The organism is Silvimonas soli, from assembly GCF_030035605.1.
In the GTDB taxonomy this organism is placed as follows: Bacteria; Pseudomonadota; Gammaproteobacteria; order Burkholderiales; family Chitinibacteraceae; genus Silvimonas; species Silvimonas soli.
In genome coordinates this window covers 2,454,895-2,472,797 of record NZ_CP106736.1, presented here as the reverse complement: position 1 = coordinate 2,472,797, position 17,903 = coordinate 2,454,895, and the positions used below count along the sequence as shown (strand labels likewise).

The 17,903-nt window shown below is 60.1% G+C and carries 9 protein-coding genes; 6 read left to right on the top strand and 3 right to left on the bottom strand.

Annotated elements, in window-relative coordinates:
- The first annotated feature begins 3 nt into the window (after positions 1–3).
- The 4 genes from N7220_RS11385 (at position 4) to N7220_RS11370 (ending at position 3,257) form a co-directional block, all read left to right on the top strand.
- Positions 4–1,368: a sigma 54-interacting transcriptional regulator gene (locus tag N7220_RS11385; RefSeq protein WP_283147642.1), complete on the top strand. Its 1,365-nt coding sequence runs from the start codon at positions 4–6 to the stop codon at positions 1,366–1,368.
- 246 nt (positions 1,369–1,614) lie between these two features.
- Complete coding sequence (locus tag N7220_RS11380) at positions 1,615–1,761, top strand: hypothetical protein (protein ID WP_283147641.1); 147 nt, start codon at positions 1,615–1,617, stop codon at positions 1,759–1,761.
- 171 nt (positions 1,762–1,932) lie between these two features.
- A complete protein-coding gene (locus N7220_RS11375) occupies positions 1,933–2,565 on the top strand; it encodes a 4'-phosphopantetheinyl transferase family protein (protein WP_283147640.1) in 633 nt (210 codons plus the stop codon).
- The gene (locus N7220_RS11370) at positions 2,562–3,257 is read left to right on the top strand and encodes a GNAT family N-acetyltransferase (protein WP_283147639.1); all 696 of its coding nucleotides are present in this window, start codon (positions 2,562–2,564) and stop codon (positions 3,255–3,257) included. Before N7220_RS11375 ends, N7220_RS11370 begins: the two co-directional genes overlap by 4 nt.
- A gap of 969 nt (positions 3,258–4,226) precedes the next feature.
- Here N7220_RS11370 and N7220_RS11365 read toward each other — a convergent pair.
- Positions 4,227–5,972: a DUF885 domain-containing protein gene (locus N7220_RS11365; protein WP_283147638.1), complete on the bottom strand. Its 1,746-nt coding sequence runs from the start codon at positions 5,970–5,972 to the stop codon at positions 4,227–4,229.
- Between the two features lie 207 nt (positions 5,973–6,179).
- A complete protein-coding gene (locus N7220_RS11360) occupies positions 6,180–6,656 on the bottom strand; it encodes an Lrp/AsnC family transcriptional regulator (RefSeq protein ID WP_283147637.1) in 477 nt (158 codons plus the stop codon).
- Between the two features lie 146 nt (positions 6,657–6,802).
- On the opposite strand from N7220_RS11360, the gene phhA reads away from it, so the two are divergent.
- Complete coding sequence (gene phhA, locus N7220_RS11355; RefSeq protein ID WP_283147636.1) at positions 6,803–7,693, top strand: phenylalanine 4-monooxygenase; 891 nt, start codon at positions 6,803–6,805, stop codon at positions 7,691–7,693.
- Between the two features lie 819 nt (positions 7,694–8,512).
- The gene (locus N7220_RS11350; protein WP_283147635.1) at positions 8,513–8,800 is read left to right on the top strand and encodes a 4a-hydroxytetrahydrobiopterin dehydratase; all 288 of its coding nucleotides are present in this window, start codon (positions 8,513–8,515) and stop codon (positions 8,798–8,800) included.
- Positions 8,801–8,834: 34 nt separating this feature from the next.
- Here N7220_RS11350 and N7220_RS11345 read toward each other — a convergent pair whose 3' ends face one another.
- Positions 8,835–17,552, bottom strand: coding sequence for a glycoside hydrolase family 94 protein (locus tag N7220_RS11345; protein ID WP_283147634.1), 8,718 nt, complete (start codon positions 17,550–17,552; stop codon positions 8,835–8,837).
- Between the last annotated feature and the right edge of the window lie 351 nt (positions 17,553–17,903).

Genomic DNA, 17,903 nt, shown 5'->3' with positions numbered 1-17,903 from the left:
CCCATGGAAAAAGCCCACCTGCTGTTTGTTGACGACGACGCAGACATGTTGCGGCTGATGGCACTGCGGCTGGATGCCGCAGGTTATCGCGCCACCACAGTGGCCTCGGCCGAGCAGGCTTTGGCGCAAATCGCCGTGGAATGTCCGCAACTGGTGATCAGTGACGTACGTTTGCCTGGCCAGGATGGCATGGCGCTGTTTGAAGAAATTCGCCAACGCCACCCTGGCTTGCCGGTCATCCTGCTAACCGCACACGGCACGATCCCCGATGCGGTCGAGGCCATGCAGCGCGGCGTGTTCTGCTATCTGACCAAACCGTTCGACGCCCACGTGCTGCTGGATAAAGTGGCGCAAGCGTTGAATCTGAGTTCAACGGGCGGTGGCTCGCCACAGCAAAACGACCAGAACTGGCGCAGTGGTTTAATCAGCCGCAGCCAGATCATGGAAGAGTTGCTGGGCGAAGCGCGGCTGGTGGCCGCCAGCGATGCCAGCGTGCTGATCCAGGGTGAAAGCGGCAGCGGCAAAGAGGTGCTGGCTCGCGCGCTGCATCGTGCCAGCCCACGCGGACGCGGCCCGTTTGTGGCAGTCAACTGCGGCGCCATCCCGGAACAACTGCTGGAGTCCGAACTGTTTGGCCATATCAAAGGGGCCTTTACCGGCGCGCTGGCCAACCATCGCGGGTTGTTCCAGACCGCCAATGGCGGCACCCTGCTGCTGGATGAAATTGGCGATATGCCGCAGCCCTTGCAGGTCAAGCTGCTGCGCGTGTTGCAGGAAAAAGCCGTGCGGCCGGTGGGCGCCAATGAAGCGGTGGCAGTGGACGTGCGCATTATTTCCGCCACTCACCGCGATCTGGATGCCGCCATCGCCCAGGGCCAGTTTCGCGAGGATTTGTACTACCGGCTCAATGTGGTGTCGCTGACCCTGCCGCCGCTGTCGGCGCGGCGCGAAGATATCCCGCTACTGGCCACGCATTTTCTGGGCCAGGTGGCAGCGCGCTACAGCAAGGCCGTTTCTGGCTACGCGCCCGACGCCATGGAGGCGCTGGTTTGCGCCGCTTGGCCGGGCAATGTGCGCCAGTTATACAACGTGGTGGAACAAGTGTGTGCACTCGCCACGGCGTCGATCATCCCGCTCACGCTGGTCCAGCGGGCCTTGCGGCTACCGGCGCAGGGCATTCTGAATTACAACGATGCCAAAATCCGCTTTGAGCGGGACTATCTCACTCAACTCTTGAAAGTGGCGGATGGCAACGTTACCGACGCCGCCCGCATCGCCGGGCGTAACCGCACCGAGTTCTATCGACTGCTGCAAAAACACGGGCTGAATCCGGGATTATTTCGCCAGTCCGGCGAGGGTGTCGCCTGACAGCGACAGCGCCGAAAGGCCGTGAATATGACCCTTTCTGCCCTGCATTTCATAATGCGTCGCCAAATGGCGACGTTTTTTCATTTTTATACTGGCCCAATTACACAAAAATCCATGACATCAAACGCAACACATTGAAAAACAATAAGTATTTAAAGCTGGCACGCCACTTGCATTAGTAGCCTTACCTCCAGATTGAGGTTGTCTTTTAAACATCCAGATTTCACATTGGAAAGGAGCTTACCGATGCAAATCCGAAAACTCATGCTTAATCTCGCACTGATTGCCGGCACTGTCATGCTCGGGTCTGTGGCTTATGCCGCAGGCACTTCCACCTCAACCACTGGCGCAGACCCGACTCCGGCGAGCGCTCCGCAAAGTTTGACGAAGTAAGCTTTATCTCCCGTGACCGACTGACCCCGGGCTGGCCTGTTGCAATAGCAGGTCGGCCCGGGTCTGACATCGGCGCTACCCCCCCAGCGCTGACGTAACGCCCACCCCTTGATGGGGTGGGCCTCTTTTTGTCCACGATCATGACAGTGTGCTGCGTGTAAACTGAGCGGCATGCCAGCGGTAACCCTCTTTCTTCTTGCTGATGATCCATCCATCACCGATGTCGCGCTGTCCGCCCTACCCTGGTCGGACGATGCCGTCGCACGGATGAGTCAGATCGCCAACGTCCAACGCCGGCGCCAGTTCATGCTGGGCCGCTGCTTGCTGGCTCAGGCCGCTGGCGAACTCAGTGGCGTCGCGCTGACAGTCAACAACATCCTGGAACGGGCGCAGGCGAGCCCGATAATCGACCGCCAACCCGATCTGGCAGTATCGCTATCGCACACCGGCCCATGGCTGGGGCTGGCATTGGCGCAAAACACCCGCCTCGGACTGGATCTGGAACTGGGCCGCCCGCGCAACGTACTGGCGCTGGCGCGGCATGCTTATGCGGCAACTGATCTGGCGTGGGTGGAACAGGCCAGCGCGACCGAACAAGCAGAACGCTTCTATCTCTTATGGACGCTGCGCGAGGCGGGTTTCAAGGGTGGTCTGCGTGAACATGTCTACGGTGAACCAGCCGCGCTGCCATTGCTGGACGACGCTTGTGCGGCGAGCGGGGTCGTTGAGCCGAATCTGTATTGGGCTGTGGTCGCGGCACACCCCATCAATGTGACCATTCGCCCGTTGGTGCTGCAGTTATGAATGCGCACGACGTCATCGTTTATCCCACAGCCAGCAGCTTGCAGCCGTTCCACTCCAGCCAGTTGCGCTACCGCCAGGCCTCGGCTGGCGATGCGACGGTATTGGCCCAATTGATCTACGCCGCTGGTGAAGCCGAGTTTGCCTATTTTCTGGGCGCTGATAGCCAGACGTGCATCGCATTTTTACAAGAAGCGCTGGAAGAACCGCTGGGCCATTTCTCCTGGCATCACCACCAGGTCGCCACGCTGGCGGACCAGCCAGTCGCGGTGATGAGTATTCAGGACGGGCGCGGCAGTTTGCTCAACGGCCCCTATCTGGCCGCGCAACTCACCCGCCATTTTGGCTGGCGGCAGACTGGCGCCATCCTGCGTCGTGGCCTGGTGCTGCAACGGGAAATCCCCTCACCCGCCCGCGACCAAACCTTGATCGCCCACTGCGCCACAGTGCCGGAAATGCGCGGGCTCGGCGTGTTCTCGGCGTTATTCAGCCACGCCATGACCTGCGGACAACTCCCGGCACGTAAAGGTCAGGACATCATTCTGGATGTACTGGCGAGCAATACCCAAGCGTTTGCGCTGTATCGCCGGCTGGGGTTTGTACAGATGTCCACGCATCCGTTTGTGGCAGCCGGTGTGCCGGAGCATTTGTTTGCCAAGCGGATGCGGTTTCGGGCTACGCCTCGGAGTTGTTGAGTTCATGAGGTCTGCCAGTAGCTCGTGGCTTGAATTCGGGGAGCAATCCGGGATTGCCATACCTGACAAAGGCACGAGCAGTGGCCAATTGAAGCATTGCAACCCCGGATTCTCGCTACGCTTCATCCGGGCTACATGCTTGAGTGCCTTCGGCACGGCTTGGTTTTGATACCCGGGGTGCCGGGAGCACGTTTCTTTTTCTTGCGTCGCCAAGAAAAAGAAACCAAAAAGAAGCCGACCCCAAGCCGTCGCCCGGTCTGCGACCGGGTACCCTGCGCTATGCAAGATTGCCCCGGCGGGTGCCCAACTAGCCCGTAAACGGGCGTCAAACAGTGGGGCCCCGAAACCCGGGCAATCATGCTTCGCTTGGCGACTTCAGGGTAAGAAAAACAAATCCTCTGTTGGCCGCCGATTACGATTCAATTCCTCGCCCACCATTTGTCCACCACCATTTCGTCATTCCCGGCCTAGGCGGCCCCCTTGACGGTAATCCGATGGGGCCGCCGGGACTGTCATGGTGAACGTAGCAGCTGGATTCCCGCCTTCGCGGGAATGACGAGCTGGTTGGACACCCACTATTGCTGTTGCTGTTGCTGTTGCTGTTGCAACTGACCCCAGCATTCCACCCAGCAAACCACGCCGCCCGAGAGTCGGAGACCCAGGCTCCGACCGAGGGAACGACGTAGTCGCGCAAAGACACCAGGCAGACAGTCTGTTTGTTTCGGCTTTTGACCTTGGGCCCCGTCAGGTGCTTGCACCCGGGTCGCCTTTTGCTATCCCACTCTGCGGGACTTTGGGACACCTTTCTTTGGCGACGCAAAGAAAGGTGTTGTGCTCCCGGGCACCCCCGGGTATCAAACGCCTTTCACATCCGTGCCGAAGGCACTAACCAAACAAGCTTTCGATTTCCAAGTTACCGCCAAGCTAACAGAGGCCACGCACCTGCAGCCTCTTCCCGGGAATACCCCGTCACTTCCCCGCCACCTTCCCCTTCGCCATCAAAGCCAACTGCTCCGGCACAAACTCCTGTTCAATCGCCAGCTTGAGCAAAGTCGGCGGCAACAAACCCTGGTCAACAATAAAGTCGTTGAATGCCTGCAAATTAAACCCCTTACCCAACGCCAGTTGGGTTTGCGTCAGCAGGCTGCGCAGTTGGGTATAGCCGTAGTAATAAGCCGTCGCCTGTGCCGGGCTGGAAAAAGCGTAGCGATCAATTTCCGATTGGGCAGTGGGTTCGGACATCAAAACGTCATCTATCAACATCTGCTTGGCGCGCGCGGGGGTGATGCGACCGGTGTTGACCATAGGGTCGAGGAAAGCGCGGGCCACGCGCAACAGGCGCGACTGCAACGAGATCAGTTGTCCATCCAGCGGCATGTAGGGTTCGATCATGGCTTCGCAATACACCGCCCAGCCTTCCACGTTGGCGCTGTTTTCGGCAAAGATGGCGCGGGCGATGGAGGTGCCTTTTTCCACCATCGAATCAAACTGCAATTCGTGACCGGGGCGGGCTTCGTGAGCGGTTAGCGTCCAGGATGCGGCCTGATGGGTGTCGTCATCCATTTTGGCGTCGGACTGAGCGTGCGGGTTGGTTACCGTAATCACAAATTCGCCGTATTCGCCGGTATTGCCAATCAAGCGGGGCGGGTTCATGAACGGCGAGCCGACACTGGCCGATTCAGCCTCGGTCGCCAGCCGGATGTGTGCTTCGCGTGCAGGCAAAGTCACCAGATGCTCACGGCGGATGATGGCTTCAATCTGTTTCAAACGACTTTCGTAGTGCGGCAACATGTCGGCCGGGGCAATCTGCTGCTTTTTGAGCATGCGGATCACATCGCGGTAATCACTGGAAGGCAAATGCTGTTCGGCGGCGATGCGCCCCGCTACGGCGTTCATCTGGCCCAGCACTTCCTGGTAATCCGCCCCGGCGCGCTGGATCAGTTCATCCGGACCAATCGGCACCCCAACCTGCTTGAGTTCATCGGCGTAGATGGCCGGTGGTTGTCGCGCCTCATTACGGGCACGTGGCAGCACCGCCTGGCGGGCCCACTCGGTATAGGCGTGCAATTGTTGTTCCAGCGCGGCGTAGGGTTGCTCCCAACCCTTGACCTTGGCGTTGGTGAAGTCTTCGCGGATGCCTTTAAGCATCGCGTCGGTGTTTTCCAGTTGCTGCTTGATGTCTTCAATATATGGTCCGGTCAGACCATGCCGTTTGAGATCATCCTCAGTGCGTTCGCGCGCCAGGTCCGCCAGCGGACGATAACCCGGCTCCAGCCCGGCATAACGATTGAGGCGGACCAGCGCTTTGGCTTGGCGTTCTGGCTTGTTGCGCGGTTCCAGCACCGCATCCAGCCCGTAGTAAACCACCTGTGCCACATTAATGAACTGCAACAGATTCTGCCGCTGCAGCAGCTGTGTTTGCTCGTCGTCTTTGACCGCACCGATCAGGATATCCAGATCCTCGCGCACTTTCGGGTCGGTTTCGACCGTCCGCTCGGCCTTGAGTTTAAGCAGCAATTTGTCGGAATCCGCCTTGCGCCGCTCGTACAGATGCGGCCCCAGATCGGCCACCGCAGTATCGAATTCTTCCTGACCGTTGGCCGATGCTTGCTCCGGCGAATAACGCGCCTGGGCTTGCAACACGGGCTGTGCCAGCTCGTTACTGCGCACGACCCAAGCGGGCTGGTTGGCAAAACTGAACGGGGTAACAAACATAAGCGCGAGCAATCCCGCACGAGGCCTTGTGAGCATCGACGATCTCTCTTTGGAAAGTGGTTGGGTAAGCCAGATCAAGCGCGGCACCGGGTAGGGCCAGTCGCTATGACAACGGCAAGCTGAAGACGGTAAAGCGGCGGCGGCAAGAGCGTCAACAGCGGCCGTGTTTCAAGTGCGTACAAGCTGCAGTCGGCCAAACCGGCAGAGTCAGGCCTTGCTCACTGGCATGGGCAATGGCAGTGTCGCCGTACGTTTGACCGGGTCCAGCGCCACGCTGGACTTCACGCTGCGCACGCCCGGCAGCCCGGTGAGCTTGTGCATGACAAAGCGCGACAAGGCGGGAAGATCGGGCACGATCACGCGCAGCAGGTAATCCGCATCGCCGGTAATGCCGTGGCCTTCCAGCACCTCGGGCATGGCTTGCACGGCGGCGGCAAATTCACGGATCGCCGCTTCGCCATGGCGCTCCAGAATCACGCTGACAAACGCCTGCACCGACAAGCCCAGCAGTTCGGGATCAAGCGCCACACGGTAACCGCGAATTACCCCGGTTTCTTCCATGCGCTGGATGCGTCGGCCAATTTGCGATGGCGACAACGGCACTTGCTGCGACAGGCTCTGATGCGAAGCGCGTGCGTCACGCTGCAACTCGGCCAGAATCAGGTAATCGAACTTGTCCAGCATATCTGTGCAGACTCCATGCAGATGATGCTAAATAATTGCACGAATCCTGCATTTTCTCAGCAATATCGGGCCGACTCTGCGCCAACTGCGCACCCTACCCGACTTAGACTGTATGCATAGATGCACATGCCTCGCAGGAGCCGCTCATGGACAACACCGAAGAATTCGTCGCCCCCGACGTGACCATGCGTAAAAACGCCGGGCTCACGCACGCGGCCGACTACACCATGCGCCAGCCGCTGGAACGCTACACCGAAGAAGACCACGCCACTTGGGCCAAGCTGTATGCCCGTCAGCTTGCGCTGCTGCCTGGTCGCGCCTGTGACGAGTTCATGGACGGCATCCAACAGCTAGAAGTCGATCCGTTACGTATTCCCGACTTCACGCAGCTAAACCAGCACCTGATGCAGGCGACCGGCTGGCAGTTGGTGGCAGTGCACGGGCTGATTCCGGGCGATATTTTCTTTGAACACCTGGCTAACCGGCGCTTTCCGGTGACCTGGTGGATTCGCGAACCGCAGAATCTGGATTACCTGCAAGAACCGGACATCTTCCATGACCTGTTTGGCCACGTGCCATTGCTGATGAACCCGGTGTTTGCCGATTACGTGCAGGCCTATGGCAAGGGCGGCGTGAAGGCCCAGGCGCTGGGCTCGCTGGATATGCTGGCGCGGCTGTACTGGTTTACCGTGGAGTTTGGCCTGATCAACACCCCGGCCGGTTTGCGCATTTATGGCGCGGGGATATTGTCGAGTGGCTCCGAGTCTATGTACGCGCTGGAGAGCGACAGCCCCAACCGGTTGGGGTTCGATCTGCTGCGGATCATGAAAACGCGGTATCGCTATGATTCGTTTCAGAAGACCTATTTTGTGATCGATAATTTTGAGCAGTTGTTCAAAGCGACCGAGCCGGATTTCACGCCGTATTATGAGGAAATCGCCAACAAAGACGAGATCCCGGCTGGGGATGTGCTGGATGGGGATTTGGTGATTCATCGGGGGACGGGTGAGGGGTGGGCGTTGACGGAGGATGCGTGATTGGGTGTTGGGTGAGAGCAACCCACCTTGCTGGGATGGCTACGGCTTCAAAAGCTTTTTTTGTTAGTGCCTTCGGCACGGGTTTTAAAGACATTTGATACCCCGTGGTGCCGCGGAGCACGTTTCTTTCTTTTGCGTCGCCAAAAGAAAGAAACCAAAGAAAACGCGACCCCGCTGCCGCAAAGGGGCCCGAAGTCAAAAGCCAAAGCAAACCGTTTGTTGGCCAGGATTCTTTGCGCGGCTCCGTCGTTCCCTCGGTCGGTCGGAACCTGGGTCTCCATCTCTCGGTCGGCGTAAGTCGCGGGGTTGGTATGCCTTCGGCAACAGCAACTGCAAGACCTTTGGGCGTACCCATAACATCGTCATTCCCGCGAAGGCGGGAATCCAGCGGCTACGTTCACTATGGCAGCCTGGCGACCCGACAGGATTCCCGTCCAGGGGGACCGCCGAGGTTGGGACTGACGAAATGGTGGCGGGCAAAAGCAGGCAAGAGTTGAATCGCAATCGCTGGCCAACAGACGGGGTGCGTTTCCTCCCCTGATAGGCGCCAAGCGAAGCACGATTGACCCGGGGTTTCGGGTGACGCTTGTCCGACGCCCGTTTACGGGCTAGTTCGTCACCCGCCGGGGCAATCTTGCATAGCGCAGGGTACCCGGTTGCAAACCGGGCGACGGCTCGGGGTCGCTTTTCTTTGGGACACCTTTCTTTGGCGACGCAAAGAAAGGTGTCGTGCTCCCGGTCACCACCGGGTATCTAAAGCCTTTAACGCCGTGCCGCAGGCACTAATACACTTAGGTATTACAAGGAGCCCACATCACCATGACCAAACAACTCCCCCCCGACGAACGCACCACGGCCCTGCAATCCCTGCCCGACTGGCAACCCGTCGCCAACCGCGACGCCATCACCCGCAAGTTCAGCTTCAAAGACTTCAACGCCGCCTTTGGCTTCATGAGCCGGGTCGCCCTCAAAGCCGAGCAGATGAACCACCACCCGGAGTGGTTCAATGTCTACAACCGCGTAGAAGTCACCCTCACCACGCACGATGCCAACGGCTTGTCGGCACTGGATGTGGAAATGGCCCGGTTCATGGACAGCTTGGTTTAATCCAAAACCGCCGCCGCCCGGATATGGCGCCGGGCTACGACGGTGCCACGCCAGCATCTGCGGTGATACCCACCACCTGCACCTGTACTTTGTGCTCGCGCCGGTCATCCACCAACTGCAGCGCGTCGCCCTCTTGTCGCACGCCATCCAGCGTCAGTACGGCAGAGTCGCCGCGTAGCACGCTGATGCGGTAGGTGGTCTCGCCAAAGCGGTAGTCCATATCAAAACCCGGCCAACCATCTGGCAAGCAGGGCACCAACCGCAAGGTATCGCCCTCGCGGCGCAGGCCAAGCAACGACTCCACTACCAGCCGGTACATCCAACCGGCCGAGCCGGTGTACCAGGTCCAGCCACCGCGCCCGGTATGTGGCGCCACGCCGTAGACATCGGCAGCGGCAACATACGGTTCGACCTTGTATTTCGCCACCTCCGCCGCGTTGCGTGCGTGGTTTACCGGATTGATCAGGCCCATCAACTCCCAAGCGCGTTTGGCGTCGCCCAGGTGGGCAAACGCCATGGTCGCCCAGACTGCGGCGTGGGTGTACTGGCCGCCGTTTTCGCGCACGCCTGGCACGTAGCCTTTGATATAGCCCGGTTCCAGCGTGCCTTTGTCGAATGGCGGTTCGAGCAACTGGATCAGCTTGTCTTCGCGGCGGACCAGGTTTTCGTCTAGCGACTGCATAGCCCGCTGCGCCCGCTCGCTGCCGGCTGCGCCCGACAGGACCGACCAGCTTTGCGCGATCGAATCGATGCGGCATTCATCGTTGGTGACCGTGCCCAGCAGCGTGCCGTCGTCAAACCAGGCGCGGCGATACCAGTTGCCGTCCCAGGCATGCGTTTCCAGTGAGCGCTGCAGTTGTTCCGCCTCATTGGCGCAACGTTCGGCAAAGCCGATATCGCCATGCCGCCGCGCCAGCGCGCCGTATTGATTGAGCACTTCGTACAAGAAAAAGCCCAGCCAGACGCTCTCGCCCACGCCTTTGTCGCCGACCAGATTCATGCCGTCGTTCCAGTCACCCGAGCCCATCAATGGCAGATCATGCGGGCCAAAGCGCAAGCCGTGCAGAACGGCCCGAACGCCATGCTGATACAAGGTTTCGTGCAGATCGCTCACGCCCGGCTGGTCGTACCAGGATTCTTCGTCGGGATTCAGCAAACGGCCTTGCAGATAGGGTGCTTTTTCATCAAGCACGCCGATATCACCGGTCACTTCGATATAACGGCACAGCGCCATGGGCAACCACAGATAGTCATCCGAACAGCGTGTACGCACGCCCGCACCGGTGGGTGGATGCCACCAGTGCTGCACGTCGCCTTCGGCAAACTGGCGGCTGGCGCACAGGATCAGATGCTCGCGCATGCGCTGCGGTTCGGCATGGACCAGCGCCATGGTGTCCTGAATCTGGTCACGGAATCCATAGGCGCCGCCGGACTGGTAATACCCGCTACGGCCCCACAAGCGGCATGCAAGTACCTGATAAACCAGCCAGCCATTGGCCAGCAGGTTGATCGCCGGATCTGGCGTTTGCACTTGCACCGCGCCTAACGTGTGGCGCCAGTATTCGTGCACTGCATCCAGGGTATCGGCGGCCACAGTGGCACCACGCAAGCGCTGAACCAGCTCGGTGGCCTCGTTCAGATCGCGCCCCGCGCCCAGGCGGAAGGTGATTTCGCGCTCCTGGCCATCCACCAGCCCGAACGGTACCTGGATCGCGCCGCAGGGGTCGAGCGCTGCACCGACCTTGCCCGACAACCGGATGCGTTCCAGCGCAGCAGGACGAGCATGCGAGCCATTGCGTCCAATAAATTCACGCCGGTCGCAGGTTACTTCGCGCAGCGGGTCATCCACATCAAAGAAAGCGACCTGGGTACCCGAACTACTGCTGTAGCTGTTGCGGGCCAGCAGCGCTCCGTTATCGGCGGCGATTTCGGTCACCACATAAGGCGCGGTTTTTGGGCGCAGATCGCCCAGCACCCATTCCACGTAGCCGGTGGCCGAGAGTTTGCGGGTGCGGCCAGATACATTGCTCACCCGCAACCTGGAGAACTTGACCGGGGCATTGAGCGCCACAAAGATCGTCAATTCGCTGCGGATGCCGTTTTCTTCATGCTCGAATACGCTGTAGCCAAAGCCATGGCGGGTGATGTATTCACCGGTACCGCGGCACGGCAATGGCGCGGGCGACCAGACCTTGCCGGTTTCTTCATCCCGCAGGTAGAACGCTTCGCCGCCAGTGTCCTGGACCGGGTCGTTATACCAGGGCGTTAACCGGAATTCATGGGCGTTGCCACGCCAGGTATAAGCCGAGCCGCTTTCCGAGATCACCGTGCCGAAATCGGCATTGGCCAGAATATTGCACCATGGCGCGGGCGTGCGCTGGTTGCCATTGGTGACAATCACATACTCACGCCCGTCTGCGGCAAAGCCACCGGTGCCGTTAAAAATGGCCAGATCGCTGGTGCCGCGCCGCGACGGGGTTTGCCCGGCGCTGTCGCTACTAACCGGGCCTGCCAGCAAGGCCGGAGGTGTGGCCAGCAAGGCGCCACGGCGGGTTACTTGATCCTGCAAACTGCCACGGCTATCGGTGATGATGATGCGCGCCACCGATTGCAATAGCGTACGGTCTTCGGGCGCCATTTGCTCCCCATTGCGCACAAACACGCCGCCCGGGCGATCGGCAATATTGGCTTCGATCCCGGCGGAGATCAGCCCCATGATCTGTTCCTGCAATTGCTGGCGATAACCGGCGTGGTCTTCGTTCAGAATCACCAGATCCACGGCCAGCCCTTTCAGCCGCCAGTAAGCGTGAGCCTGCACCAGTTGCCGCACCAGTTCGATACGGCCCGGATCAGCAATGCGCAACAGTACGATCGGCAGATCGCCGGAGATGGCATAACCCCACAACCCGGACTGGCCGCGCCGGTTGTTCATCAGCACGGTGACTTCGGCGCGCTGCGCTGCATTGGCGTACAGCACGGCACCGGCCATGCGGCCGTACAACTGGCCGTCGGCTTCATTGGCATTGATTTGCCGCAGCAGCACCAGGTTATGGGTCCACGCCAGTTCAAACACCCGGTCAGCCAGGCGGCGATCCCGGTATTTTTCGATCAGGCCCAAGGCGCCTTCACGGGTATCGGACATCCCCAACACCAGATCCAGCGTGACGGTGGCCTCGGGCTCCAGCGTAATGTGGTGTCGCACCGAGACAATCGGGTCCAGCACGGCGCCTTGGGTATTGGATAGATTGCCGGTCGCCGTCAGCGCAGTCGGGGCCGCCAAGGTGTTACCGCGCCCGATAAAGCGCGAGCGATCGGTTTCGCAAGAGAACTGATCGACATCCGCGCCATGCACTGCCATCAAATGCAGTAAAAATGGCCGCGGTTCGTGTTGTTCGCGCGGGCGGCGGCTGCACAGAATGGCTTGTTGTTCGGGCAGGATTTCGCTTTCCACAAACAGCTTGCTGAAAGCCGGATGCGCGTTGTCGGCATTGGCCGGGGCGATCACCACTTCGGCGTAGCTGGTCACTTCCAGCACGCGTTTGCGGCGCGAGCGGTTGGTGATGCGCATGCGCCGCAGTTCAATATCGTCTTCCGGCGAAACCACGATTTCGCTGTGCACGTCGTAGCGTTGATCGTGGCGATGAAATTCAGCGTGCGCTTCAGAGAAGATGGCTTTGAAGTGCTCGCCCAGCATGCCGCACGGGCGCGCTGTGGCCGACCAGAACAAGCCACTTTCCAGATCACGCAGATAGCAGAACACGCCCAGTTGATCGAAGGTCGGGTCTTCCTGCCAGCGGGTGACGGCCATGCCTTTCCAGCGGCTGTAGCCACTACCGGCGTTGTTGACCATGACGTGGTAACGGCTGTTGGACAACAGCTGCACCTCCGGCATCGGCGTGTCGGGCCGGTCGTATTCGCGAATCGACGCTTCTCCGGTTTCGGCCGAAACCGTGCTGTTGGCAAACTGGCCGGCGCGGGCATACACCGCTATGGTTTTCGGCACGCGTTCTTGCAACAGCAGCATGGTGGCCTGGCATTGCGCATCGGCCGCAAAGCGCCGCAGCATGGGTTGACCCAGCAGCGCATATGACAATGACAGAAAACTCATGCCCTGGTGATGCGCCATAAACGAGCGCACCAGCGCGCTACGCTGACCGCGCGGCAAACGCGAGGCGGTGTAATCAATGGCTTCGTAATAGCCAAATGCACCTTCCGCACCCATCGCCGACAGCTTTTGCAGGTTCTGGCAGGCCGCTTGTGGTGCCACCATCAGCGCCATCACGGTGGCATATGGCGCGATCACCAAATCGTCGACGAGCCCGCGTTTGAGCCCCAAACCAGGCACGCCAAACGCGCGATATTGATAATTGAGGTGGGCATCGGTGGTGTTGTAGCCGGATTCAGAAATCCCCCACGGCACGCCACACTGTTTGCCGTATTCAATCTGCGCCCGCACGGCCGCACGGCACGTGGTATCGAGCAGCGTTTCCGGATACCCAGGCATGACCAGCATCGGCATCAGATACTCGAACATCGAGCCGCTCCACGACACCATCACCGGCTGGTTATCCACCAGCGTTAACAGGCGCCCGAGCGCGAACCAGCTTTCTTGCGGCAACTGCCCCTGGGCAATCGCCACAAAGTTGCATAAGCGATTTTCCGAGGTCAGCAAATCGTAGCGACCACTATCGCGGCGGTTATCATCCACGTTGTAACCCACCGCCAGCAAATGCACGGACGGATCGTACAAAAAGCCGTAATCCATTTGCGCCAGACCCAGTGCCTGGACTGCCAGCGCATTCATCAACGCCAGTCGATCCCGCGCCTGGCGACTGGCTTCAATGACTTGGGCGGCCAATGGTGTCGCCATGCCCCACTCGTCCACCGCCAATGCGCCAAAGCCGGGAATATCGCGTAGCAATGGCATGGTTGCCAGCAGCGGCACTGCGGCAATTTCCGCGTCACTCCAAGTGACCCAAGGCATCAGCGATTTGATGTCGTTCAGCGTGCTGAAGCACTGCCGTTGCAACGAAGCCGCCGCGCGTTGCAGGTCTACAGTCTCCGGGACATCCGCAATCAGCGAGCACAGCTGATCCGTCTGGCCGGTCAGCGCGGCGATGACCTTGTACACCGCAGCAGGGCCGGTGGGCGGAGTGACCAGCGCACTGGCGATCACGCCTTGCATGGACGTCAATACAGCCGGTGGATCGCCCTCCCAATGAATGGTGACCAGCCCCAGGCCATCGCTCAAGCCACGCCACAAGCGTGGATGCACTACCGGTTCGTCGGGCAGCGCCAGCAACCCCTGACGCAGGGTCAGCAAGTGTCCGGCCAGATTGCCACTATCGACCGTCGAAACGTAACGTGGTGCCAGTGGTTGCATGGTGCGGGTGTCGTACCAGTTGTACAGATGGCCGCGATAGCGTTCCAGCGTCAGCATGGCATTGAGCGTATTGGTGGTGCGTTCCAGTAACGAACCGCAAGGCAGATAGCCGAAATCGTAGGCGGTGAGATTGGCCAGCAGCGCCAGCCCGATATTGGTGGGCGACGTCCGGTGGGCGATGATGCCGGTCGGTACTTCCTGGAAGTTATCCGGCGGCAGCCAATGCTCGCCCGCCACCACAAAGGTCTCGAAGAACAACCAGGTTTTGCGGGCAGTCCGGTGCAGCAAACGCGTCTGTTCGGCATCCAGTTCGGTGGCGAATGGCTGCGGCGGCTGGCTGATCCACCAGGCGAGCAACGGCGAAACCAGCCACAGACCAGCCAGCAAGGCGGCAAACAACAGCCAGCTGACGTCAATAATGGGCGCGCTGACGGCGATGACAATGGCCAGCGCCGGCCCCATCCACATGGCACGGGCAAAGGTCACCAGATCATATTTAGCCGCATTGCTGACGCTTTCAGCGGTGGACCATTCGAGTAAATGCTTGCGCGACACGTGCACCCGCCACAGGGTACGCACCACGGCGGTGGTGTTCACGGCGGCTTCATGCGGCAAAGTGGCCAGGCGCAGCGCCAGTTGGGTGGCTTGAGTCCAGATCAGATGGCTATTGGTAAACAGATGCTGGCGCCAGGTAATTTCGCCGGGTTTACGAATCAGATCAATCAACGCGGAGAGGACCGCCGGTGCCCACAACACCAGCAGCACCGTACCTAGCCAGATGCGTGGCAACGGCAAAACCGTGGCACCCAATCCGATCAGCACCAGCAAAGCCAGCGGCACCAGGCTGCGGCGCAGATTATCCAGCAGCTTCCAGCGCGACAAACTGGTTAGCGGATTCTTGCTGCGTACGCCATCGGCCTGACGAACTCTGGGCCACAGCCAACTGGCCAGCTGCCAGTCGCCGCGAATCCAGCGACTGCGCCGACGCATGTCACTCAGGTAACTGGAAGGGGATGATTCATACAGCGCCACATCGCTCAGCAGGCCGGACCTGGCGTAGCAGCCTTCCAGCAAATCGTGGCTGAGAATGCGGTTTTCCGGAAAACGTCCGGCCAGCGATTGCTCGAAGGTGGCAACGTCGTAGATGCCTTTACCAATAAACGAGCCTTCACCAAACAGATCTTGATACACGTCCGAAACCGTGCGGGTATACGGGTCAATGCCCGGTTCGCTACCGCTCAGGCGGGCATAACGGCTGGGGCCATTGGCGGGTAGGCTTTCGGCCACGCGCGGCTGCAAAATGCCGTAGCCCTCGACCACGCGCTGGCGTTTTTCGTCAAAGCGCGGGTGATTGAGCGGGTGCGCCATGGTGCCGATGAACTGGCGGGCGGCGTCACGTGGCAATTGGGTATCGGTATCCAGCGTAATGACATATTTGACGTTGGACAGCACGCCGGTATGGCCGACCACCAACGAGAATTCGTCCGCTTTGCCTTCCAGCAACAAGGCGTTGAGCGCCGCCAGCTTGCCGCGTTTGCGCTCGTAACCCATCCACGCACCTTCGCTGGCATTCCAGCGGCGCGGGCGGTGAAACAGAAAGAACGTGTCACCGCGCTGGTTGGGATACTGGCTGTTGAGATCATTGATATGCGCGGTCGCCAGCGCCAGCAAGGCGGCGTCTTCGGGCAGGGTCTCGCTGGCGGCATCGGTGAAGTCGGTCAGCAAGGCAAAATGCAAATTGGGATCACGATTACCCAGAAAGCGCACTTCCAGATCATCAACCAGCGACTGCACGCCAGCGGCGCTGCCAAGCATGGCGGGCACGACGACCAGCGTGCGCAATTCCGGCGGAATACCTTTGCTGTAATCCAGGCGCGGCAAAAAGCGCGGGATCGCAATATTGGTTGCCAGCAAATTAACCAGCGCCACCGCCAACTGGCTCAAGCTGGCCAGTAGCGCGCCGCCGAGCAACGCCAGCATCCACCAGTTATGCACTCCAGCGGAGTGTGCCCGCAGCAGCATGGCGCCGGTCAACGCCCAGGTAATGAGCGTGATCGGCCCGACGTACCGGCTAACCGGCGCGCGCAGGAACCAGCGTTTGAATTGCAGGCCCAGCGACAAACGCGCCTGGCAATCGCGTTCCAGTTGATAAAGCCCGCGCCCGGTCAGGTAAAAGCCGACGTGCGCGTGGCGATCTACATGGATGGGCGAATCAATCATCGGCCCATCGCTGGTGGCCGCTGCAGCCAGACCAATGGCGCGACGGGCGACGGCACTTTCCGGCATGCGGGCGCGCCGCGCGGTGCGCTCTATGGTGTGGCGGTAATCGTCACGGGTGGCGAAATCCATGTGGCCATACATGCCCGCCGGATCATTGAGCAAGGTCTGCTCAACCACGCTCAAGGTTTCGACAAACTCGCGCCAGTTGGTGGCGCCCAGCAGGCGCAGGCTGGAAATACTGTTGCTGATCGAAAGTTGATTGGCGGCTTGTTGGCGGTTCTCGGCCAGCACCATTTGTTCAATGGTCTGGCCTTGTTCAGCCAGCAGTTGTTCCATCCAGGTCAGCGGTAAAGCCAGCGCCGCGCCCTGGCCTTGCAACCGCCGCGCCAGTTCGGCCACAAAAGTCGGCCCCATTGGCGGATCAGAACGGGCCATGTCGGCGATCAGCAAAATCAGACTTTTGGGATCTTCTTCGGCGGCGTTGATCATCTTGCCGGCCCAGTCATCGGCCAGATTGCGGTCGGCGCTGCCGGTAGCAATGCTGGCACTGACCCGGCGCAGATTTTCGATCAGCGCCAGCCGCAGCATGATCGGAATCGCCCACAACTCACCCAAGGTCAACTCAGAGGCTTGTTGATACGCGGCTACGTAACGGCTCAGGCTTTCCGGGTCCCAGCGACCATCGCCGTGGGCAATGGCTTCCAGCGCAATCTCGTACACCCGCGGTTGCCCGGCGGATTCGCCACCCGCCAGTCGCGGCAAGCCCCGACCATAGCCCTTGGGGAAGTGGCGTTTGGCCGTACGGATTTGCTCTTCGATCAGGTAGAAGTTATCCAGCAACCACTCACCCGCCGGGGTTAACCGGCTGGTATTGGTGGTGGTGGTGAGAATGCGGCACGCATCAATCAGAATGGCTTCGTTCTCGGCCAGACGGGCCAGCAAGCGGTCTGCTGGGTAACCTTCGCCAATTTTGTGCGATGCGCCAAGCGTTCTGCCGTGGCGCTCCATCTGGTCGGCGCTGAACAACTCGGCCCGCAATGGCGCCTCGGTGGCGGCGTAGTCGCGCAGACTGTCTTCGTCGTAGCGCGGGGAAGACTTGCCCAGAATTTTGCCAGACTGGCGGAAAACAGAGTGACCGGTGAGTGCCAAGATGCATGCCTCCTTGCTGATACGCCAACATGCACTGGCAAGCCTCACCGGTGTTGGCAAGCGATTCAGAAGCTGAACACCGCGCGCAGCGCACAAAACCAGACCGGCATGGCCACAAAGCTGTGGCTTGCCGGTTAGCGAAAACTGCTTTCGTGCCGCGTTGCGGTTGTGATTTATGAGTACTAAGACTGGTACGAACTGTGACTGGCGAGCGGTGAAGCGATGCTCATGGCTCTGGAACAAGCGGGGCGGGGAAAACCTTCAATTTGCCTGGTCTCAGAGGTTGAGCATGCGCAAAACGAAAGCTGTGTGTGGTCCGCTCACCATACGCCTATCCCGGTTGTCAGGGGC